Here is a 20,726-nt window from a genome sequence, read left to right as displayed (position 1 = left end):
CCGTGCGGATGGAGTGACCGGTTGGTCAGTTGGATCCGGCGAGGACTACCGGGCGGCCGTTGAGCGGCTGGGTCGGCCGGTTGCTGTGTGGGAACAGAGCACGGTAGTTGTCGACGACGGCGACGGCGACCGGGGCGGGGTGGCGCAGCACGATCCACTCCACGCCTTCAGTGCACGGACGCGTGGTCAGGGAGCCCTGGTAGCGGAATTGGGCGAGGTCGGCAGGGAGGAATTCGTGCGGGTCGACGGTGGTGACAGTGCGGGTGAGGCCGGAGCGGTTCGGCGTGGCGGTGAGTATTCGGCTCAGCGGGGTGGGATCGGTTTGCGCGTGCAGGAGGACGGCGGCGAGATACATCACATCGGCAGTCGCCGCGACCTGCCGAACGCACCTAGGGTCGAATCATGATCGACATTCCAGAGGTTTTCGCCCGCGAAACAGTCAGTCGCGAAGGGGAACCCGGGCGGGCCTGGATCGAGGCACTTCCCGGCCTGGCGGATGAGTTATTGCAACGGTGGTCGTGTACCCCGGAGGGGCCGGTCATGCACGGCAACGTCGGGATTGTCCTACCGGTGCGGCACCAGGACCTGCCGCCTGCGGTCGTCAAGATCTCTTTTCCGCACCCGGGCAATGTGTTCGAGCCCGACGCGTTCGCCGCCTGGAATGGGCGAGGTGCGGTGCGGTTGTTCGAACGCGATGACGAACGGTTCGCGATGCTGCTCGAGCGGACAGGACGCGGCACCCTGGCCGATATCCCCGACTTCGACGAGGCTGTCGGCGTACTCGGGAAACTGTCCCATCGCCTGGCCATCGACGCCCCGATCGGGCTGCCGCGCTTGAGCGACCTGGTTGCCGACTGGCCGGACGAGATCCGCACGACCGCTGCCGAACTGGGTGATCCACTCCCCCGACGCGTTCTGGATGCTGTCGCCGAGACCTTGCGCGACCTCGGTCCAGATCAGCCCCAGACGCTCGTCCACGGTGACCTCCATGATGCGAATGTCCTGGCGGGAGAACGTGAGCCGTGGCTCGCGATCGACCCCAAGGGATATGTCGGCGACCCTGCGTACGACACGATCACCGTTCTCCGCAGCTACCGGTTCGTACCTCTGCTGTTCGCACCTGATCCGGCCGCCGGTATTCGTCGCGGACTGGATTTGTATTGCGAGGCAGCAGGGATCGACCGTGCTCGTGCTCGTCGATGGGCGCAAGTGCGCGCGGTCAAGGCGGCGCTGTGGGGCCGTCGCCACGGCGATCCCGGCTGGCTGATCCAAGCGACCGACCAGCTGGCCGAGATGCTGGACGTGGGCGGCGCGACATAGCGCAGGCGGATCGCTGCGGTTGACAACGTCCGCGCGCACCAAGAGGCTCCGGTCGAGCGAGGGCGTTTTACGGAGCCGCGGTTCCCGCTATCGCAGTGTCGTCGTGCTGTTGATCATCGAACTGCGCACGCGCCTGTTCGACCTCGGGCAAGTTGGCGGTGGTCCAGCCCAGTAGCGCGTCGATGAGTCCCTGCAATGTTCGACCGATCGGCGAGATGCGGTATTCGACGGCGATGGGCCGGGTGTGGGTGACCACTCGTTCGACCATCCCGTTGCGCTCGAGCCGTCGCAGTGCCGAGGTGAGTGATTTCTGCGTCACCACCGGTATCGCCCGGCGGAGCTCGTTGAACCGCAACGGCTGTTCGCACAGCGCCTCCATGATCTGCAGCGACCACTTGTCGAGCATCTGGTCGAGCAGCTCACGGTGCTGGGAGGTGAGCTGAGGAGCATCGTCGGTTTCCTGCATGACACCTAGTCTCGTTGAAGTGCCCTTCGAATACCACGTATACATGGGAAACCTAGTCAGATCACGAAGGGAATTGCCGTGTCCGTGCAGCTCATCACGCCACCGAACATGTTCGGTCCTGTTCCGTACCACCATGTTTCGATCAGCACCGGGACCCGCCACATCCACGTCGCCGGTCAGATCGCCCGTGACGCCGACGGCCACCCGGTAGCCACCGGCGACCTCGCGGGCCAGTTCGCCCATGCCCTGCGCAACACCGCCCTCGGTTTGGCCGGGGCGGGCGCCACCTTCGCCGACGTCGTCCGGCTCAGGATCTTCGTCACCAACTGGACCCCTGACAAATACGCCGACTTCCTCGACGGCATCAACCAGGTTGCCGCGGAACTCGCCCTGCCCGATCCGCTTCCCCCGCTGTCTGCCATCGGCGTCGACAGCCTGTTCGAACCGGACGTCCTCGTCGAGGTGGAGGCCTACGCCGTCCTCGACTGACCACTCCCTCGGGCAAGGTCTCAGAACAGCATCAGCTGGCGATTCAGGCGGGGTTGGCCGGCCAGTTCTTTTCCATCCACTGGTCCGGTTCGGGGTGGGGTGTGAAGCCGTAGCGGCGGTATAGGTCGTGAGCGTCGCCGGTTGCCAGCACCATGCGGCGCATGCCCCACTCGTCCGCGTCGGCCATGATGCGGTCGAGAAGGAGTTTGCCGATGCCCTTTCCTCGCTCGCGACGGTCGACGTAGACGTCGGAGAGCCAGGCGAAGGTGGTGCGGTCGGTGACCAGGCGGGCGAAGGCGATCTGGGAGCCATCGTGGAACACGCTGTAAGGCAGGGAGTTCGCGACGAGGCGCTCGACACGCTCGCGGCTGCGGCCGAGGGCCCAGTACGCGTCGCTGGAAAGGCGGTGGTGGAGCCAGTCGAGGTCGACGGCGGCGGGATCGGTGGAGATCTCGGGCATCGGTCAAGATTATGTCGGTCGTTCGGCCGGGCCCCGAACGAGCCCGGCCGAACGTTTCTCAGGCGCCCACGTAGGTGGCGAGGTGTTCGCCGGTGAGGGTGGAGCGTGCCTCGACGAGGTCGGCGGGTGTGCCCTCGAAGACGATGTGGCCGCCGTCGTGGCCCGCGCCGGGGCCGAGGTCGATGATCCAGTCGGCGTGAGCCATGACGGCCTGGTGGTGTTCGACGACGATGACGGACTTGCCGGATTCGACGAGGCGGTCGAGCAGGCCGAGGAGTTGTTCGACATCGGCCAGGTGCAGGCCGGTGGTCGGTTCGTCGAGGATATAGACGCCGCCCTTGTCGGACATGTGGGTAGCGAGCTTGAGCCGCTGACGTTCGCCGCCGGACAGGGTGGTCAGTGGCTGGCCGATGGTCAGGTAGCCGAGGCCGACCTCGGTGAGGTGGGTGAGGATCTTGTGGGCGGCGGGGGTGCGGGCCTCGCCTTCGCCGAAGAACTCGCGGGCCTCGTCGACAGGCATGGAGAGCACTTCGCTGATGTTCTTGCCTGCGAAGGTGTACTCGAGGACTTCGGCCATGAAGCGTTTGCCCTCGCACACCTCGCACATGGTCGAGACGCCCGCCATCATCGCCAGGTCGGTGTAGACCACGCCCGCACCGTTGCAGTTCGGGCAGGCACCTTCGGAATTGGCGCTGAACAGGGCGGGTTTGGCGCCGGTGGCCTTGGCGAACGCTTTGCGGATGTGGTCGAGCAGGCCGGTGTAGGTGGCGGGGTTGCTGCGCCGCGAGCCCTTGATCGGTGCCTGGTCGATGTTGATGACGCCTTCGTCGATCGGGATCGAGCCGTGGACCAGCGAGCTCTTGCCCGAGCCCGCGACACCGGTGATCGCGACCAGGATGCCCAGCGGGATGTCGACATCGACTTTGTCGAGGTTGTTGGCGGTGGCGCCGCGAATCTCCAAGGCGCTGTCGGACTTTCGCACCGAATCCTTCACCGAGGTGCGGTCGTCGAAGTGACGGCCGGTGACGGTGTCGCTGGCGCGCAGCCCGTCGACGGTGCCTTCGAAGCAGATAGTGCCGCCCTTGGAGCCCGCGGCGGGCCCGAGGTCGACGATGTGGTCGGCGATCACGATCGTTTCCGGCTTGTGCTCGACGACGAGCACGGTGTTGCCCTTGTCGCGCAGGCGCAGCAGCAGCCCGTTCATCCGCTGGATGTCGTGCGGGTGCAGGCCCGCGGTGGGCTCGTCGAAGACGTAGGTGACGTCGGTGAGGGAGGAGCCGAGGTGGCGAATCATCTTGACGCGCTGCGCTTCACCGCCGGACAGGGTGCCCGAGGAGCGCGACAGCGACAGGTAGCCCAGGCCGATCTCGACGAACGAGTCCAGGGTTTGGCGCAGCGATTCCAGCAGTGGCGCCACCGACGGGTCGTCGACCTCCTTGACCCAATCGGCGAGATCGGTGATCTGCATGGCGCAGGCGTCGGCGATGCTGATGCCGTTGATCTTCGACGAGCGGGCCTCGGCCGAGAGCCGGGTGCCGTCGCAGTCCGGGCAGGTGCCGAACGTGACGGCGCGTTCGACGAAGGCGCGCACATGCGGCTGCAGCGCTTCGACATCCTTGGACAGCATCGACTTGCGGATCTTGGGGATCAGACCCTCATAGGTGAGATTGATCCCTTCGACCTTGACCTTGGTCGGTTCCTTGTAGAGCAGGTCGGCGAGCTGTTTCTTGGTGTACTTCTTGATCGGCTTGGCGGGGTCGAAGAAGCCGCTGCCCTTGTAGATTCGGCCCATCCACCCGTCCATGCTGTAACCGGGGATCGTGAACGGGCCCTCGTCGAGTGACTTGTTCTCGTCGTAGAGCTGGGTGAGGTCGATGTCGTTGACGTGGCCCTTGCCTTCACAGGTGGGACACATGCCGCCGGTGACGGAGAAGCTGCGGCGTTCCTTGACGGTGACACCGTGCTTCTCGACTTCGACCGCACCGGCGCCGCTGATCGAGGCGACGTTGAAGGAGAACGCCTGCGAGGACCCGATGTGCGGGTCGCCGAGGCGGCTGAACAGGATTCGCAGCATCGCGTTGGCGTCGGTGACGGTGCCGACGGTGGAGCGTGGGTTCGCGCCGAGGCGGGACTGATCGACCAGGATGGCGGTGGTCAGTCCCTCGAGCACGTCGACGTCGGGGCGCGATTGGCTGGGCATGAAGCCCTGCACGAACGCGCTGTAGGTCTCGTTGATCAGGCGCTGTGATTCGGCGGCGATGGTGCCGAAGACCAGGGAGCTCTTGCCGGATCCGGAAACGCCGGTGAAGACCGTCAGCCTGCGCTTGGGAATCTCGATGCTCACATCGCGCAGGTTGTTGACGCGCGCGCCGTGCACGCGGATCAAATCGTGGCTGTCGGCCGGCTCTATGGTGGTGCCGGTCTTCTTGGCCGTGCTCATGGGTCTCCCTCGATCAGTCGACATCGCCGAATATCGAATCTACCGGCGTGGTGGCTTACTTGGCCTGCTGGATTCGGACCATATTTCCGGCGGGGTCACGGAAGGCGCAGTCGCGGATGCCGTAGGGCTGATCGGTGGGTTCCTGGACGACCTCGATCTCGCCTGCCTGCAGTTTTTCGAACAGGCCGTCGAGGTCTTCGGTGGCGAGGTTGATGGCGGCGTAGGTGCCTTTGGCCATCATCTCGCCGATGACGCGGCGTTCCTCGTCGGTGATGCCGGGGTCGGCGGCGGGCGGATGCAGCACGATGGAGGTATCGGGCTGGCCCGCGGGGCCGACGGTGATCCACCGCATCCCGTTGTAACCGACATCGTTGCGCACCTCGAAGCCGAGCGCGTCGCGGTAGAACGCGAGGGCGGCGTCGGGGTCGTCCTGCGGCAGGTAGGTCTGGTGAATGGTGAGGTTCATGCCGACCACGCTAATTGCCGGTCGGAGCCGAAGCTTCTCGATTCCTGATCGGTCTGGTCACCTTCTTGACCACGCACGACGGCATACCCGCGGTTTGTTCGTCCTGCTGCTGTTTGTAGACGCTGGGCGGCACGCCGACGAGTTCGGTGAAGCGGGTGCTGAAAGTTCCCAGCGAGGACGATCCGACCGCGAAACACACCTCGGTGACACTCAGGTCGCCGCGACGCAGCAGCGCCATGGCGCGTTCGATGCGGCGGGTCATCAGGTAGGAATACGGCGATTCGCCATAGGCGAGACGGAACTGGCGGCTGAGGTGTCCGGCCGACATGTGTACGCCGCGGGCGAGCGCTTCGACGTCGAGCGGCTGGGCGTATTCGCGGTCGATGCGGTCGCGCACACGACGCAGCAGCGCGAGGTCGCGCAGGTGCTGTGGTTTCGCGGGTGTGCCGGTCATATCCGCGATCGTCCCATGTCGGGCGGTATTCAGGACAGGTGACCGCGGCGGGTGTCGAGGACTCCGGCGAGTTCGGCGCGGAAGTGGGGGCAGGTGCGGAAGTCCTCGGCATCACACTCGAGGACGTGGGTGACGGCATCGAGGGCGGCGCGGGTGCGGGCGATCTTGTCGGTGAGGCGGTCACGGTGGGCCTCGAGCACCTCGCGGCGGGTGGTGCGGTCGGGGGCGCGGGTGAACAGGATGGCGAGATCGTCGAGGGACAAGCCGGCCTTCTTACCGAGCACGATCATCGCGATGGTGTCGATATCGGTGCCGCGGTAGTGGCGGCGTCCGGCCGAGTCGCGAGGTGGACAGAGCAGTCCGCGGTCTTCCCAGTGGCGCAGGACGTGGGTCGCCAGCCCGAACCGCGCCGCCACCGCACCGATCGTGGTGTGTTCCTCGGCCATCCGCCGAGCCTATGCGGTGACGCGGTAGCAGGTGATTACGGCGACGGGATGCCATGGGAGACGGACTGTTTCGGTGTCGACCGAGCCGAAGACCGCACCGAGGGCGCGTCGGATCTCGCGGGTTCGGGCGAAGCGGAAATCGTAGATCCCGGCGGTGCCGCCCGGCCGGAGCACTCGCCGCAGTTCGGTGACGGCGGTGGGCAGGTCCGGCCATTCGTGCATGCTCACGCTCGAGACGGCGAGGTCGATGCTCGCATCGGGATGGGGCAGGTCGCCGACGTCGGCGACGGTCAGTTCCACTGTGTGCTCGGCGAGCGTGCGGCGGGCGATCTCGATCATGTGCGGGGACAGGTCGATGCCGTGCAGGTGCAGGTCGGGTCGGCGAGCTGCCAAGTGTGACAGCAGCTTTCCCGGACCCGTACCGAGGTCGACGACGGTGGCCGAGTCGGTGGTGCGGGCGTCGATGTCGGTGGCGATCCGGCGGTACAGGCCGGTAAGGAGTCGGGTGGCGCGGCGGTCGTAGCCGAGGCTCTGTTCGTATCCGAAGGTGGTCATGGGACCACTGTGGGTGTTCAGGTCGACTTGAAGTCAAGCTCTCCGGTCGGGCGGACCGCCGCGGTGCGGCCAGGCGCTCGCTGGAACTGCCAGTACAGGTTCGTATGGGCGATGACATCCTCGGGTTTCGGTGCGCCCCAACGGGTTTTGTCGCCGGCGGTGTGGGCGTCGGCGACGAGCAGTGCGGTGTTCGCGCGGTCGGGCAGCGTGGTCATGGCGATTCCTCGGCGGTGGTCAGAGCGGGCGCAGGACGACGATGCCGGGAACGGTCCGGAGGTAGTCGGTCAAAGGAGTATCGACGACCTGGTTGTTCACGGCGAGTGAGGAAGCGTTGCGGAAGACGGGGCCGGTGGGGGTCTGGACGATGAAGCCGACGTGGGTGACGTCGAGGCCGGCCTCCGGGGTGTAGGCGCCGAGGTAGTCGCCCGTGCGAAGCGCACCCGAGACTCCCCCGTCGACCGCGGCCGAGGGGATATGGGTGACGGCGCGCTCGACCACGGGGACGCCGGGCAGGTAGGTGCTGCCGTCGGCTTTCGCGTTGAGATGCTTGGTCGTGGTGACGGCGGCGGGGCTCAGGCTCGCGGTGATGTCGGTGGCCGCCAGGCGCTCGCGGGTGGCCCAGTCGGTGAAGAAGTGCTTGCGCTGGGCGAATTCGACACGGCCGTCGACATAACGGGTGGCGATCAGGTTGGTGAGGAACTGGTCGCGGTCGGCGGAGCGGGAGGCGGCGTCGATGTAGTCGAGGTAGGTGAAGCAGTCGACGCGGCGCAGGTCGACGACGAGTTGTTCGGGCTCGGTGGCCGAGCCGATCAGCACATTCGCGCCATAGGGGGTGCCGAGCAGGCGTGCGGAGAGGCGTTCGATGAGTTCGCCTCGGCCGAGATTGCCCGATTCGGCGCGCACCGTGAGCAGTTCGTCGATCTTGCGTGCGGTGGCGTCGTCGATGGACGGGGCGGCCGAGGCCGGTGCGAGCGCGCACAGGAGCGCGGCGAGCACGAGCAGGATCCGGACGATGATGCGCAAGACGCCTCCAGCTGGCCACGGGTCGATCGGTGCGAGCGCTGTCCACCGTAGCCGAGCCGACCGACACGATCGCAGTGTCGGACATACCTGGTGCCGCGATGGTCGTTTCGCCTCTCGATGCCCCTTGTTCGCGAATGGTCTCGTATCGACCGATCGATGGGTTGTTCGCGTACCGTTGCCGCAGGTGGTCCGTATTCGCGGCGAGTTCGCGATGGGGTGCTCCCCGGGTGTCGTGGATGTGGTTCGTGCAGACGTCGACCGTTGGCCCGTGCGGGCGGAAGGGATGCCGAAATGCGTGCGTTGACCGTGGTTCCCATGCAGAAGCAATCATTGCTGGTGGAGGACGTACCCGATCCGAACGTCGGCCCCGGCGAGTTGCTCGTCGACGGGATCTCGCTGGGCATCTGCGGCACCGACCGCGATATCGCGCAGGGCAACTACGGCTGGCTGCCCCCGGGCAAGTCGCGGATGGTGCTCGGCCACGAATCTCTGGGCCGAGTGAAGACGGTGCCAGCGGGCAGCAAGTTCGCTCCGGGCGATCTCGTCGTCGGGATCGTGCGCAGGCCGGATCCGGTGCCGTGTGGGGCGTGCGCGCGCGGGCAGTGGGACATGTGCCGCAACGGGCTGTATGTGGAGCGCGGGATCAAGGAGATCGACGGGTACGGGTCGACGGCCTGGGTGGTGCGCGAGGACTTCGCGGTCACGCTCGATCCGGCGTTGGAGAAGGTCGGTGTGCTGTTGGAGCCGATGACAGTGGTCGCCAAAGCGTGGGATCAGATCGAGAAGATCAACAACCGCGCCTGGTTCGATCCGCGCACGGTACTGGTCACCGGCGCCGGGCCGATCGGCTTGTTGGCGGCCTTGCTCGGGCAGCAACGCGGACTCGACGTGCACGTCCTCGACCGCGTCCGCGGCGGGATCAAAGACGAGCTGGTCACCGCGTTGGGCGGCACGTTCCACACGGGGACGACAGCGGCGGCCGCGGCGGCGATCCGGCCCGATATCGTGATCGAGGCGACCGGTGCGCCCGCGGTGGCGTTGCAAGCGATGGAGATCGACAATCCCGGGGTGATCATCTGCCTGACCGGGGTGACGACGCCCGGTATCGACACCGAAGTCGATGTGGGCGGGTTGAACCGCAATATCGTGCTCGGCAACACGCTGGTGTTCGGTTCGGTGAACGCGAACCGACACCACTACGAGCAAGGCGCGCAGGCGCTGGCCGAAGCGGACGTGTCCTGGCTGGAACGGTTGATCACGCGGCGGCTGCCGCTGGAGAAGGCGATCGAGGCGTTCGATCCGGGTGGGTCCGATATCAAGGTCGTCATCGACCTGGCCTGACTCCGTCAGTCCGCGGTGCTCAGTCGGCCGTCGCGGATTCGGTGGTGGGCACCGCGCAGCCGTCGGGGCCACAGGCGTCGCCGTCGGCGATGAGCTGGGGGGTGGGTCGATCGTTCCACGCGGTATTCAGTGCCCGGGTGAAGGTTTCGGGAGGCTGAGCGCCCGAGACCGCGTACTTGCCGTCGAAGACGAAGAACGGGACACCGGTGGCGCCGAGCGCGGCGGCTTCGGCTTCGTCGCGGCGGACCGCGTCGGCGTAGGCGTCGGGGTCGGCCAGTACAGCGCGTGCCGAGGTCTCATCCAGGCCCGCGCGAACGGCCAGCGCCACGAGACGTTCGGTGTCGCCGAAGACGGGTTCGGGCTCGGCGAAGTTGCCTGCGTAGAGCGCGTCGAGCATGGCTTCCTGTGTGCCCTGGTCGAGGGCGAAGTGCAGGAGCCGGTGCATGTCGAAGCTGTTGCCGGAGTCGCGACCCGAGGTTTGGTAGGGCAGTCCCATCGCCGCGGCTTGGGCGCCGATGCCGCGTTCGTTGGCGGCGGCCTGGTCGACGGTGATGCCGTATTTCGCGGCGATCGCCGGAATGACCGGGCGCGTGGTACCGGCGGGCAGCGTCGGATCGAGTTCGAAGGACCTGTGCACCACGTCGACGTCGTCGCGGTGCGCGAAGTCGGCAAGCGCTTGTTCGAAGCGGGCTTTACCCAGGTAGCAGAACGGGCAATTGATGTCGGTCCAGATCTCTACTGTGGTGGACAAGCGGGCCTCCTGCGGCACTTCTCGGGTGCGGCGGCGGTCCGCCGGACAGTTCTGGACAGGCGTTCGAATTCGGGGAGTGCAACGCCGGCAACGAAGCCGCTATTCCCTGGCGCGTCCGGGCACGACGGGATGAGCACGAAGGACATCGATGGGGTTCGAGCAGCGGAGGGGGTGGGTGCAGGTGCCCGAAGGATTGGTGGTGCCGCGCGCGCTGGGTGGGTTGTGGGCGGTGCGGCACGCGCAGAGTGAGGCCAATGCGTGGTTCGCCGACCCGGCGACCGAGCAGCGGCCGATGCGGGGGACCGACTCCGGGGTGGAATTGACCGCGTACGGGCAGTGGCAGGCGCAATGCCTCGGCGACTGGCTGGCCGGGTTGGCCGGAGTTCAGCGGCCCACGCTGGTGGTCTGCTCGCCCTACCTGCGCACCAGAGTTACCTGGGCGGTGATGGCCGAGGCGGCCGCTACCCGCAATCGGCACCTGCGCCCGATCCGCACCCTGGTCGACGAACGGTTGCGCGATCGGGAGATGGGGGTGTTCGAACTGCATCCGTATCGGGCCATCCGGCGACGCGCGCCCGAGGAGGGTGCGCGTCGTGAACTGGTCGGCAACTGGGTGTATCGCCCGCCGGGCGGGGAATCGCTGGCCGATGTGGCGTTACGGGTGCGCAGTTTTCTCGACGAGCTGGATGTGGTGGCCGCGGGCGAGCAGGTGCTGGTGGTGACCCATGACGCGGTGGTGGTGTCGTTGCGCTACATCCTCGACGGCCTCGGTGCGCCGGTACCGGATTCGCTCGAGCCGGTACCCAACGCGTCGGTGTCGCAGTGGCGGCGCGAGGGGCCGCGACTGGCCTTGCGCGTGTGGGGCGCGGTTGACCACCTGGTCATGGACGAGGAAACCGGGTAGGGCGCACTGGGCGAAGGCTGTTCGAGTCGGCGGCCGCACAACTGGTGCGCAACCCGAGCGGGCGCGGGGTGGGCGGCGCCGACAGGCCGACCGGTCCGGCGATGGGAGAATGCGCGGGTGGATGTCGCGATCGGTCTGGTTGTCCTCATCGGTTCGGCGACCGCGCTGGCGGCGTCGGCGCGGCGATTCGGGGTGTCCGAACCTCTGGTGCTGACGTTGGCCGGGGTGGCCGCGTCGTATCTGCCGATGGTGCCGCAAGTGCATCTCGAGCCGGAAGTGGTGCTGTTGGGGTTGCTGCCGCCGCTGCTCTACACCGCCGCGCTGCGCACATCGCTGGTCGATTTCAAGGACAACCTGCGCACCATCGCGTCGCTGTCGGTGGGGCTGGTGCTGTTCAGCACGTTCGCGGTGGCATTGGTGGTGTGGTGGTTGCTGCCGGTGCCGTTCGCGGCGGCGGTCGCGCTGGGGGCGGTGGTCGCTCCCCCGGACGCTGTGGCCGCGACCGCGGTGGCGCGACGCACCGGAATGCCGCGCAGCATCGTGACGGTGCTCGAGGACGAGTCGCTGTTCAACGACGCGACCGCGCTGGTGGCGTTGCGTTCGGCGATCGCGGCGATGGCCGGTGCGGTGACCGCGTGGCAGATCGGGGGCGATTTCCTGCTCGCGGCCGTCGGTGGCGGGGTCATCGGGGCCGTGGTGGCGGCGGCATTGGTGATGTTGCGCAGGCGGATCACCGATCCAGTGCTCGATACCTCGGTGTCGCTGCTCGCCCCGTTCGTGGCGTATCTGCCCGCCGAACATTTTCACGCATCGGGAGTGATCGCGGTCGTGACGTGCGGGATGATCCTCGGACACGGCGCGCAACGGTGGCAGGGGGCGGCCTCGCGCGTCGCCGAGACCACCAATTGGCGCACCATCCAGTTCATTCTGGAGAGCGCGGTGTTCTTGATCATCGGGTTGCAAGTGCGCTGGATCGTCGAGGGTGCCTGGCACAGCGGTTTGGATCACGGCACCCTCGTCGTCGCGGCGGCGGGCGTGCTGGCCGCGGTGATGCTGGCGCGCCCGGTGTGGGTGTTCACGCCGGTGTTGGTGGCCAGGCTGTTCGGGCGCGCGACCGAGCCGTTGAGCCACGCGGCGGTGGTGTCGTGGGCGGGGATGCGCGGGGTGGTGACATTGGCGGCGGTCTTGCTGTTGCCCGACTCGACGCCGCAGTTGCCGGTCCTGGAACTGCTCGCGCTGGTGGTGGTCGGTGGCACGCTGCTCGTCCAGGGCAGTTCGTTGCCGTGGCTGGTGCGGTTGCTGCGGTTGCGTGGGCCCAGCCGCGAGGAGGATGCGCTCGCGAAAGCCGATCTGCTGCAACAGGCTTCGGCCGCGGGTCTGGCCGAACTGGACCGCCGGATCGGACCGCACACCCCGGAGCCGGTGATCGAGTCGCTGCGCCAGCGACTGATCTGGCGTTCCAACGCCGCGTGGGAACGGTTGGGTCGCCCGGAGGCGGAACTGGTGACCCCGACCGCGGAGTACCGGCGGCTACGGCTGGCGATGCTGGGTGCCGAACGCGATGCGGTGCTGCGGGTCCGCGACGCGGGAGCCGTGGATTACGAAGTGCTGCAACATGTGCTGGCCCGGCTCGATCTCGAGGAATCGATGATCGACCGTTTCGACGAACGCGATGACGAGCGCCGCGTCGAAACGCTGGCGACCGCGGCCGGTGGGCTGGGGTGCGCACACCTTGACCAGGCCCCGATACTGGCGGAGCCACCTACCGGTGAGCTGGTCTGCCAGACCTGTCTGGACGAGGGTCTGCGCTGGGTGCACCTGCGAATGTGTACCGGCTGCGGGAACATCGGCTGCTGTGAGTCCTCGATCGGCGATCACGCGAGCGCCCACTTCCGCACCGCGGCACATCCGGTGATGCGCAGTGTGGAGCCGGGCGAAGCGTGGCGATGGTGCTACGTGGACCAGCTACTCGGATAATCCGCGAACTGCCCGCGCCGCACCAGCGGCGGAGCGCCGTGCTCGGTCAGCCGCGGTGGGAGTAGATCAGGCGGGCGTACTCGGCGAGCAGGTGGTCGAGTTCGGTGGATTCACCTGCGGCAGCGAGCTGTTGGTAGCCGATGATCATCGCCATGCCGAATTCGGTGACGACGGTGGCGGTGGCCGTGTCATCGACCACGCCGTCGATCACCCGGTGCACGGTGCGCCGCCGTGACTCGTCGACGCGCTTGACGGTGACGTGGACCGATTCGTCATTGGCCGCCCAAGCACGCAGCGCGGCTTCGGCGCCGTGTTCGAGGCCGCTGGCGAGCACCGACATGGCGCGCACGTCGGCGTCGGCGTCACCGTGGCCGACGTCGAGCGCGCGTAGCTCGACCATCTGACGGTTCTCCCAGTGTTCGAGCAGGGTGTCGACGAAGCCTTGCCAGGAGCCGAAGTGGTGGTAGAACGAGCCGCTGGTTACGCCGAGGCGACGGCACAGCACCCCGATGTTGAGACCTTTGAAACCGAACTCGGCGAGCACCGCCACCGCGGTGTCGAAGTACTGCTCCTTGGTGACCACTCGGGACATCGCGATGCCGTTCTGTTCGTGCGGGCAGGGGCCGAAGAATGCGAACAGTACCCCATCGTATCGAGCCCCCGCGCGTACGTAACGTTGTCTACGCTGTGCCAGAATCGGCTAATCGAACAGCGAAATACCAAGTGGCGGAATGAAATACGTGCACAACGGCCTAAAACCGCATCCGAATGGAATAGCAGAGCGGACGCTCTGTAAACTTTTGTTCATGCCGAGACCGCGCACACACGACCCGCAGACGGTGCTGGACGCCGCCGAAAGGCTCGCGGCCCGTTCCGGTCCCGCCGCTGTCACGGTGCGCGCAGTCGCCGCCGCCACCGGAGTATCCAATGGCGCGCTCTATCACACATTTCAGTCGCGACAGATTGTGCTGGCGCGCACCTGGTTACGCGCCGCGCACCGATTCCTCGCCCTCCAGTCGGCCGACATCGGCCGCGCCGTCAGGGCGGCCGACCCCGAGACCCGCATCGCCGCGGTCCTCGACGCCGCCGAGGCGCCGGCCCGGTTGGCCGAGGACCACCCCGACTCCGCGCGCCTGCTCCTGCTCGTCGACCGCGCCGAACTGCTCGCCGGCGACATCCCGCCCGCGCTGGCGCAGGAGGTGGCCGACACCGAGAAGGCGCTCGTCGCCGCACTCAACCGGCTCGCGCGCGCCCTGTGGGGTCGCGCCGACCGGCGCGGCGTCGCCACCGTCACCACCTGCCTGGTAGACCTGCCCACCGCGCTGCTGCTGCGCCGCGACCGGCTCACCGATCCCCTGGCCCGCGCTCAGCTCCGCGCTGCCGTGCGTGCCGTCCTCGACCTCGGTCCCCACTGAAAAGGAAACCCCGTGCCCACACTGCGCCACCATGATTCGATCGCCGTGCTCGACCTCGGCGACGGCGAGAACCGCTTCTCCCCCGACTTCCTCACCGAAGTGCAGACTCATCTCGACACCGCCGTCGCCGAGGGTGCATCCGCGCTGGTGACCACCGCTACCGGCAAGATCTACTCCAACGGCCTCGACCTGGACTGGCTCTCGGCCAACGGTGACCGGGCCGCCGAATACGTCGAAGCGGTGCACGCCCTGTTCGCCCGGGTCCTCACGTTGCCGATGCCGACGGTCGCCGCGATCGGCGGACATGCCTTCGGGGCGGGTGCGATGGTGGCCATGGCGCACGACTACCGGGTGATGCGCGCCGACCGCGGCTACTTCTGCTTCCCCGAGGCCGACATCCGGATCCCCTTCACCAACGGCATGGCCGCACTCATCCAAGCCAAGGTGACCCCCAAGACCGCCGTCGCCAGCATGACCACCGCCCGCCGCTTCGGTGGCGCCGACGCACTGGCCCTGGATCTGGTCGACGCCACCGCCGCCGAAGGCGAAGTCCTCGATGCCGCACTGGCTCTGGTCGCCCCATTGGGCGGCAAGGATCAGACCACGATGACGGCGATCAAATCGGTGATGTTCGCCGGTGTCCTCGACGCGCTGCGCGGCCGGGACTGAGCTGGGCGCCGGAACTGATCAGGGCAGCCGGGGGCCCTTGCCCAGGTAGATGTCGCCACGGTCATCGCCTGCCCAGCCGCCCCCGGTGTAGTCGCCGAGCACGAAACACGCGTCGCAGAACTGCTTTCCGAACACCGTCAGGTAGATGCTGCGGTAGGAGCTGATGGCCCGCATCTTCACCGACTTGTACGCCGCCTGCGCCGGCGGTTGCGCTTCGAGGAACGCGTAGCGGCGGAAGTCGGCGACCGGTTCGGTGGAGAAGCGGACCAGCCCGAGGCGGCTCAGGTTTCCCAGGTAGTGGTGGTCGCGATCGGGCAGCGCGCACCCGGCCATCGCGGCGATCATGTTGATGCCGTCGGCCAGCCGTTGCGAGCCGATTCCGAACGGCGCCTTGGTGCGGATGTCGATGGCGGGCTGCGGCCCGGCGACAGCGAGGAAACGCAGGATCCGCGCTTCGTCGGGCGTCAGGTCGTGCAGGATCGGCACGAACGAGGGGTGCAGGTCGCGCGGTTGCTGGGCGCAATCCCAGCCCTCGGTGATCATCGCGTCGCCCATCGCTTTGAGATCGGCGGCATCGACTGTGGTTTCGACCGGGCCGTAGACGCCGGTGGCGGTGCTGGTCAGGCCGAGCACGCTCAGCGCGGTGCGGCGCAACAGGTCCACGCGTTCGTCGAAGATCTGCGACATCGGCTCGCCCGAGCGGAGGTCGTCGACGAGATCGGTCGCGGTGTGCACGGCGCCCTTGGTCACCGCTGCGGCGATGTGGCGCAACGACAGTCCCGCGATCCGGGCCAATCCGAGCAGATCGGTGGGGATCCCGGGTTCGCGATCAGGCTGGGGCTCCATGCTCACGCTCCGAAGATCAGCAGGTGCAGTGCACCGATGAAGGCGCCCAGCACGCCACCGTGCAGATACAGCAGCCAGGCATCCTGTTCGATGGCGGTGTAGAGCATTTCGACGAACTCCTCCGGCGGCAGTTCGCGTAGTTTCTCGGTGGCGAGCCGGTCGACGCTGGCCGCGGTGGTCTGGGAGAACTCGACGTCTTCGACCAGCCATGGCTTCATCTCGGTGGCCAGGTTCGCGCCCGCGGTGGCCTGGATGGCGTCGAAGTGGCGTGGCCCGATCGCCAGCCGGGTCACCGAGCGCAACGGGCCGAGGATCCGGTCGATCTCGGCCTCGAGGAAGTGCGCGATGACCGCGCGGGTCTTGTCGCCGCTCGGACCGTCGAGCAGTTGCTCGGTGACGACGTCGAGGGTGACGATCTGATACCCGATCGCATGTCCCAGATCGGCCGCGGCCTGGTACTGCCGTTTCGCGAATTTCGCGACCCGCCACGGATATCGGTAGGGCGGTTGCGGCGCGGCGGGTTCGAACACCACCTTGATCGCGATGATGTTGACCAGCACGCCCACCAGCGCGCCACCGGCGATCACCCACGCCCACGCGGGCAGGAAATGCAGGAGGTCGTAGAGCCAGCCGGGCAGCGAGATCACCGCGGGAGTGTCGCCATGGGGGGTGCTGTAGTGCAGCAACGACAACCACAGCGCCACGATCACCCCGAACGGGAACCCCAACACCCCGCTGCGGACCATGAACCGCAATTCCGGCGCACCGAGCCCGTAGATCACGTCCTTCAACAGTTCGGGCCTGCGCCGCAGATAACCGACGACCATCAGCTTCACATCGAGGAGCTGGTCGATGTTCTCGCCGATGAAGTCGAACGCGCGATCGGTGATCGCGGGCAGCTCGGCCTCCACCCGCGCGTAGACGGCTTCGCGTGCGCGCGGCGGCATGTCGGCCCACAGCCGCGGGTGCTCGGCCACCATGATCGAGTCGACCATCGAGCGCACGTTCGGCAGCGCGACCTGCGCGACCTGCGCGGAGATCTTGCGCGGATCCATCTGATCGAAGAAGTCCTTGGCGGTGCCGATCTTGGCGACCGCGTTGTCGACCATCAGGCTCGCCATCTTCTCCGAGCGGGCCGGAATGAACCCTTGGAAGCCGAGGATGCCGCCGGGGGCGAAGGTCGGCAGGATCTGCACTTTGCGCGGCAGCAGCGGGAAGATCGTTTTCAGACCCGGCACGTAGAAGCCGGTGAAGCGCACCGGCGCGAACAGCATGATCACTCCGGTCCAGTTGGTGATCAGACCGGCCATGGCGCTGAAGATCGGGATGGTGATCATGTCGACCCAGAACCTGCTCAGACCGGTCGTCTTCTCCCAGTCGAGCAGGCCGAAGAACCCCGCCGCCTCGATCCCAGCATTCATCCGGCGTCCACTCCGTTGTGTGGCGAACATCGCGCGTACGGTCATCATAGGCGACCGAACTCCCCGTTCCAGGCAAGTTACGCCGTTACCCGCTAAACCGGAGCAAACATCGAATCAGGGCAGCAGCGGCGTTCTCGCCGTGCCGTTCGATGCCCTCGGCGGTGCTCGTCGGGCGAAGAATCAGTGCGTGGTGTTGACCAGCAGGAGGTTGGTGTCGATGTCGTGGGTGACCTTGTTGGCCACCGAGCCCAAAAGGCGTGCGGGGCCGCTCATTCCGCGGTTGCCGATCACGACGAGGTCGTATTTCCAGGCCGAGTTGCAGATCGCCTCGGCCGCGGGGACCCCGGTGAGGATGTCGCGGCCGAACAGTTCCGGGTCATCGACCTCGAGCTGACCCTCCACCTCGATCAGGGTGTCGGCACCGTCGTCGTCGGTTTTGGCGGAGGTCACCAGGAACGGGCGCGCGCCGAGGGCGAGGGCGAGGTCGTAGCCGCGCCGGACCGCGCTCAGCGAACTCGGCGATCCGTCGGTGGTGAGGCCGATGGTGGTCCAGCGTTTGGGGACCTTGCTGGTGAACACGACATCGGTCTGACTGTGGTGTGACACGTGATTGGCTGTCGAGCCGAGCAGGCGCGCCTTGGAACTGCCCAGGCTGCCCCCACCGATGACGAGCAGCGTGTCGGGTTGCTGTTCGGCGATCTCGAGCAACAACGCGCCCGCGGTGCCGTCGAGTTCGGTGCGCACAACCTCGGGCACACCGGCGGCGGTGAGGATTTCCGCGGCCGCGGCGGTGGCCTGTTCGGCCCACTCGGCATCAGTGCCCGATTTGCGCCCCGCGTCCTTCCACACACTCACCGCGGTGACCGCGATATCGAGGCGCACCGCGAACTCCCCCGCCACCGCGACCGCTGTCTGCGCGGACTCCGAGCCGTTGGTTCCCACGATGATGTGCTGGTAGCACCCCATGTGACGCTCTCCGATCGACGGCCGGTCAGCTGCACTGCGGCCAACAGTATCAGCGCCGCACACTCCGGGCTATCGGTGCTGTGGTTCAGTCGTCGGCGCGCAGATGCCGGTCGAAGAACGCGAAGATCCGCTGCCACGCGTCGTCGGCGGCGTCGGCGTCATAGCCGAATCCGATGCGTTGCAGGACCGGATTGCCTGGCAGGACATTGGCGAAACCGTGGGTGGCTCTCGGATAGGTCTTGATGTCGTGCTCGACATCGTTCGCCGTGAGCGCCGATTCCAGTTTGTCCGCCGCGCCCAGCAGCGCGGGGTCGCGCCGACCGTAGCTGGCAACCACCGGGCACGCGCCGTCGAGGATGGTTTTGTAGTCGCCGTAGAGGCTGGGGTAGAACGGGGCCGAGGCCTGGAAACCCTGGGGTGCGGTCAGCAGTGCGAAGCCGCCGCCCAGGCAGAAGCCGAGCACCGCGATGCGGCCGGTGCAGTCGGCGTCGCCGGCGAGTCGGTCACGGGCAGCGAGGATTTCACCCACTGCGGGACCGGTGCCGGTGAACACGACCGCCCGCAACGCCTGCTGCACGCAGCGCGCGGTGCCGCGGGTGAACAGGTTCGGTGCGATCGCCAGATAGCCGGCGGCGGCAAGGATGTCGAGCTGATGGCGCAGATCGTCGTTCACGCCGAGGATGTCGTGCACGACGACGACCCCCGGCCATGGACCCTCACCGGCCGGGCGCGCGATCAGTCCGTCAATTTTCCCGGTGGGAGCATCGATCTCGATCGATTCCATCTCCCGAATCTAAACCCTCCGGCAGCCACGGGCGATCATGTCGGGTTGACGAGTTCCGGGTAGTCGGGGAGCTGCCCGGAGCGCACCGCGTCAGAGGGTGAGACCGAGCAGTGCGTCGACGGCGGTGCGGACCAGGGTCGGAGCTTCGGTGTCGGTGCCGCCGTAGGCGATGGCCTGTTCGGCCCAGTTGTCGATCGCGTCGAGGGCCTTGGGGGTGTCGAGGTCGTCGGCCAGGTGCTGACGCAACCGGGCGACCGTGTCGGTGGCCGAGGGGCCCGCGGTCAGCGACACGGCTTCCCGCCAGCGGTCGAGGCGGTTCTGTGCGGCGGTGAGCACCTCGTCGGTCCACATGCGGTCGGACCGGTAGTGACCGGCGAGCAGGCCGAGGCGGATCGCGGCGGGGTCGACACCGGAGCGGCGCAGCTTCGACACGAGCACGAGATTGCCTCTGGACTTCGACATCTTCTCGCCGTCGAGGCCGATCAGCCCGGCATGCACGTAGTGGCGAGCGAAGCGGCGGGTGCCGGTGATCGCCTCGGCGTGTGCGGCGGAGTACTCGTGGTGCGGGTACATCAGGTCCGAGCCGCCGCCCTGGATGTCGAACTCGGCGCCGATGCGGTTGAGCGCGATCGCCGCACACTCGATGTGCCAGCCGGGGCGGCCCGGGCCGAAGGGTGCCTCCCACGACGGTTCGCCGGGGCGTTCTGCCCGCCACAGCAGGGCGTCGATGGTGTCGCGTTTGCCTGCCCGGTCGGGGTCGCCGCCGCGTTCGGCGAACAGCGTCTCCATGGTCGCGCGGTCGTACCCGGATTCGTAGCCGAACTGCTCGGTAGCGTCGGTGCGGAAGTAGATGTCGGGGTACTCGGCATCGTCGACGATGTACGCGGCGCCGGCGGCGAGCAGCTTCTGCACCAGCTCCACCACCTCCTCGACCGATTCGATGGCACCGATGTAGTGCCGCGGCGGCAGCACCCGCAGTGCGGTCATGTCCTCACGGAACAGGTCGATCTCGCGGCTGCCGAGGTCGCGCCAGTCGATGCCGTCGCGATCGGCGCGTTCGAACAGCGGGTCGTCGACGTCGGTGACGTTCTGGACGTAGTGCACGTCGTGTCCCGCGTCGCGCAAGATCCGGTTGACCAGGTCGAACGTCAGGTAGGTCGCGGCGTGACCGAGGTGGGTGGCGTCGTAGGGAGTGATGCCGCAGACGTACATTTTCGCGGTCTCGCCGGGGGTGACCGGGCGGATCTGACGATCGGCGGTGTCGTACAAACGCAATGGCGGCCCTGTTCCGGGGACGGTCGGCAGGGCGATATCGGACCAGGACTGCATGTCTTCGAGGGTAGAGCCCCTGCCGATGTGCTCGGCTCGCGGCCCGGCTCATGGGGTTGCTCGCGGTGTCGCGGCACGGCCCGCTACCTGCACACAAACGTGTTGTGGCTCCCGCGTCAAGGTTTGTACTCGAGCAGATCCGCTGGTCACGGGGGTAACGGGTCACATCGGGCGTTTCGTGCCCAGTGTGCGTTCCGACCTGGG

The 20,726-nt window shown here is 67.3% G+C and carries 24 protein-coding genes; 7 read left to right on the top strand and 17 right to left on the bottom strand.

Translation table 11 applies throughout. The features are described 5' to 3' along the window. Window positions 1–25 precede the first annotated feature (25 nt). Window positions 26–355 (bottom strand): carbonic anhydrase family protein, encoded by a 330-nt coding sequence (locus ACFXKN_RS01065; RefSeq protein WP_379432253.1) that lies wholly within the window; start codon window positions 353–355, stop codon window positions 26–28. 47 nt (window positions 356–402) lie between these two features. Between ACFXKN_RS01065 and ACFXKN_RS01060 the strand changes: the two genes are divergently transcribed. After that, window positions 403–1,320 (top strand): aminoglycoside phosphotransferase family protein, encoded by a 918-nt coding sequence (locus ACFXKN_RS01060; RefSeq protein ID WP_379432109.1) that lies wholly within the window; start codon window positions 403–405, stop codon window positions 1,318–1,320. A gap of 67 nt (window positions 1,321–1,387) precedes the next feature. Here ACFXKN_RS01060 and ACFXKN_RS01055 read toward each other — a convergent pair whose 3' ends face one another. Further along, window positions 1,388–1,786: a winged helix-turn-helix transcriptional regulator gene (locus ACFXKN_RS01055; protein ID WP_379432108.1), complete on the bottom strand. Its 399-nt coding sequence runs from the start codon at window positions 1,784–1,786 to the stop codon at window positions 1,388–1,390. Between the two features lie 78 nt (window positions 1,787–1,864). On the opposite strand from ACFXKN_RS01055, the gene ACFXKN_RS01050 reads away from it, so the two are divergent. After that, window positions 1,865–2,275, top strand: coding sequence for a RidA family protein (locus tag ACFXKN_RS01050; RefSeq protein WP_379432107.1), 411 nt, complete (start codon window positions 1,865–1,867; stop codon window positions 2,273–2,275). Between the two features lie 43 nt (window positions 2,276–2,318). Here ACFXKN_RS01050 and ACFXKN_RS01045 read toward each other — a convergent pair whose 3' ends face one another. Genes ACFXKN_RS01045 through ACFXKN_RS01010 form a run of 8 tightly spaced genes read right to left on the bottom strand, consistent with a single transcriptional unit; the run spans window position 2,319 to window position 8,119 of the window. Further along, window positions 2,319–2,735 (bottom strand): GNAT family N-acetyltransferase, encoded by a 417-nt coding sequence (locus ACFXKN_RS01045; protein WP_379432106.1) that lies wholly within the window; start codon window positions 2,733–2,735, stop codon window positions 2,319–2,321. Between the two features lie 58 nt (window positions 2,736–2,793). Continuing rightward, on the bottom strand, window positions 2,794–5,175 hold the full coding sequence (locus ACFXKN_RS01040) for an ATP-binding cassette domain-containing protein (protein WP_379432105.1): 2,382 nt from the start codon (window positions 5,173–5,175) through the stop codon (window positions 2,794–2,796). Between the two features lie 55 nt (window positions 5,176–5,230). After that, window positions 5,231–5,641, bottom strand: a complete 411-nt coding sequence (locus tag ACFXKN_RS01035; protein ID WP_378948801.1) for a VOC family protein — start codon at window positions 5,639–5,641, stop codon at window positions 5,231–5,233. Window positions 5,642–5,651: 10 nt separating this feature from the next. Then, window positions 5,652–6,095 (bottom strand): helix-turn-helix transcriptional regulator, encoded by a 444-nt coding sequence (locus ACFXKN_RS01030; RefSeq protein WP_378913637.1) that lies wholly within the window; start codon window positions 6,093–6,095, stop codon window positions 5,652–5,654. Window positions 6,096–6,124: 29 nt separating this feature from the next. Beyond that, window positions 6,125–6,541 (bottom strand): MerR family transcriptional regulator, encoded by a 417-nt coding sequence (locus tag ACFXKN_RS01025; protein WP_379432104.1) that lies wholly within the window; start codon window positions 6,539–6,541, stop codon window positions 6,125–6,127. A gap of 9 nt (window positions 6,542–6,550) precedes the next feature. Then, window positions 6,551–7,096 (bottom strand): class I SAM-dependent methyltransferase, encoded by a 546-nt coding sequence (locus tag ACFXKN_RS01020; RefSeq protein WP_379432103.1) that lies wholly within the window; start codon window positions 7,094–7,096, stop codon window positions 6,551–6,553. A gap of 17 nt (window positions 7,097–7,113) precedes the next feature. Further along, on the bottom strand, window positions 7,114–7,311 hold the full coding sequence (locus ACFXKN_RS01015; RefSeq protein WP_378948787.1) for a hypothetical protein: 198 nt from the start codon (window positions 7,309–7,311) through the stop codon (window positions 7,114–7,116). 19 nt (window positions 7,312–7,330) lie between these two features. Next, a complete protein-coding gene (locus ACFXKN_RS01010) occupies window positions 7,331–8,119 on the bottom strand; it encodes a DUF1460 domain-containing protein (RefSeq protein WP_379432102.1) in 789 nt (262 codons plus the stop codon). Between the two features lie 291 nt (window positions 8,120–8,410). On the opposite strand from ACFXKN_RS01010, the gene ACFXKN_RS01005 reads away from it, so the two are divergent. Further along, a complete protein-coding gene (locus tag ACFXKN_RS01005; RefSeq protein WP_379432101.1) occupies window positions 8,411–9,460 on the top strand; it encodes a glucose 1-dehydrogenase in 1,050 nt (349 codons plus the stop codon). A gap of 19 nt (window positions 9,461–9,479) precedes the next feature. On the opposite strand, the gene ACFXKN_RS01000 is transcribed toward ACFXKN_RS01005, so the two are convergent. Continuing rightward, window positions 9,480–10,211, bottom strand: a complete 732-nt coding sequence (locus ACFXKN_RS01000) for a DsbA family oxidoreductase (RefSeq protein ID WP_379432100.1) — start codon at window positions 10,209–10,211, stop codon at window positions 9,480–9,482. 175 nt (window positions 10,212–10,386) lie between these two features. Between ACFXKN_RS01000 and ACFXKN_RS00995 the strand changes: the two genes are divergently transcribed. Then, on the top strand, window positions 10,387–11,115 hold the full coding sequence (locus tag ACFXKN_RS00995; protein WP_378948774.1) for a histidine phosphatase family protein: 729 nt from the start codon (window positions 10,387–10,389) through the stop codon (window positions 11,113–11,115). A 117-nt stretch (window positions 11,116–11,232) separates the two neighbouring features. Then, a complete protein-coding gene (locus ACFXKN_RS00990) occupies window positions 11,233–13,092 on the top strand; it encodes a Na+/H+ antiporter (RefSeq protein ID WP_378948769.1) in 1,860 nt (619 codons plus the stop codon). 46 nt (window positions 13,093–13,138) lie between these two features. Here ACFXKN_RS00990 and ACFXKN_RS00985 read toward each other — a convergent pair whose 3' ends face one another. Then, on the bottom strand, window positions 13,139–13,684 hold the full coding sequence (locus ACFXKN_RS00985) for a TetR/AcrR family transcriptional regulator (RefSeq protein WP_378629092.1): 546 nt from the start codon (window positions 13,682–13,684) through the stop codon (window positions 13,139–13,141). A gap of 214 nt (window positions 13,685–13,898) precedes the next feature. On the opposite strand from ACFXKN_RS00985, the gene ACFXKN_RS00980 reads away from it, so the two are divergent. Together ACFXKN_RS00980 and ACFXKN_RS00975 are read left to right on the top strand one after the other, a co-directional pair. Then, a complete protein-coding gene (locus tag ACFXKN_RS00980) occupies window positions 13,899–14,507 on the top strand; it encodes a TetR family transcriptional regulator (RefSeq protein WP_378948766.1) in 609 nt (202 codons plus the stop codon). Window positions 14,508–14,519: 12 nt separating this feature from the next. Continuing rightward, the gene (locus tag ACFXKN_RS00975; protein ID WP_378948763.1) at window positions 14,520–15,176 is read left to right on the top strand and encodes an enoyl-CoA hydratase-related protein; all 657 of its coding nucleotides are present in this window, start codon (window positions 14,520–14,522) and stop codon (window positions 15,174–15,176) included. A gap of 18 nt (window positions 15,177–15,194) precedes the next feature. Here ACFXKN_RS00975 and ACFXKN_RS00970 read toward each other — a convergent pair whose 3' ends face one another. The 5 genes from ACFXKN_RS00970 to mshC all read right to left on the bottom strand — a co-directional run bounded on the left by ACFXKN_RS00970 (window position 15,195) and on the right by mshC (window position 20,522). Further along, entirely contained in the window at window positions 15,195–16,022 is an 828-nt protein-coding gene (locus ACFXKN_RS00970) for an Abi-alpha family protein (RefSeq protein WP_378949762.1), read from the bottom strand. Window positions 16,023–16,024: 2 nt separating this feature from the next. Beyond that, window positions 16,025–17,443 (bottom strand): hypothetical protein, encoded by a 1,419-nt coding sequence (locus tag ACFXKN_RS00965; RefSeq protein ID WP_378948760.1) that lies wholly within the window; start codon window positions 17,441–17,443, stop codon window positions 16,025–16,027. A gap of 180 nt (window positions 17,444–17,623) precedes the next feature. Continuing rightward, window positions 17,624–18,409 carry a universal stress protein gene (locus ACFXKN_RS00960; protein ID WP_378948757.1) on the bottom strand — a complete coding sequence of 262 codons (786 nt, stop codon included), beginning with the start codon at window positions 18,407–18,409 and terminating at the stop codon, window positions 17,624–17,626. A gap of 85 nt (window positions 18,410–18,494) precedes the next feature. Next, on the bottom strand, window positions 18,495–19,193 hold the full coding sequence (locus tag ACFXKN_RS00955; RefSeq protein WP_378948754.1) for a dienelactone hydrolase family protein: 699 nt from the start codon (window positions 19,191–19,193) through the stop codon (window positions 18,495–18,497). Between the two features lie 90 nt (window positions 19,194–19,283). Further along, window positions 19,284–20,522 (bottom strand): cysteine--1-D-myo-inosityl 2-amino-2-deoxy-alpha-D-glucopyranoside ligase, encoded by a 1,239-nt coding sequence (gene mshC / locus ACFXKN_RS00950; RefSeq protein ID WP_378948751.1) that lies wholly within the window; start codon window positions 20,520–20,522, stop codon window positions 19,284–19,286. Between the last annotated feature and the right edge of the window lie 204 nt (window positions 20,523–20,726).

The organism is Nocardia sp. NPDC059195, from assembly GCF_042754695.1.
GTDB lineage: Bacteria > Actinomycetota > Actinomycetes > Mycobacteriales > Mycobacteriaceae > Nocardia.
Note: the sequence above shows the minus strand (reverse complement) of the source record. Positions and strands in the feature narration are given on the sequence as shown.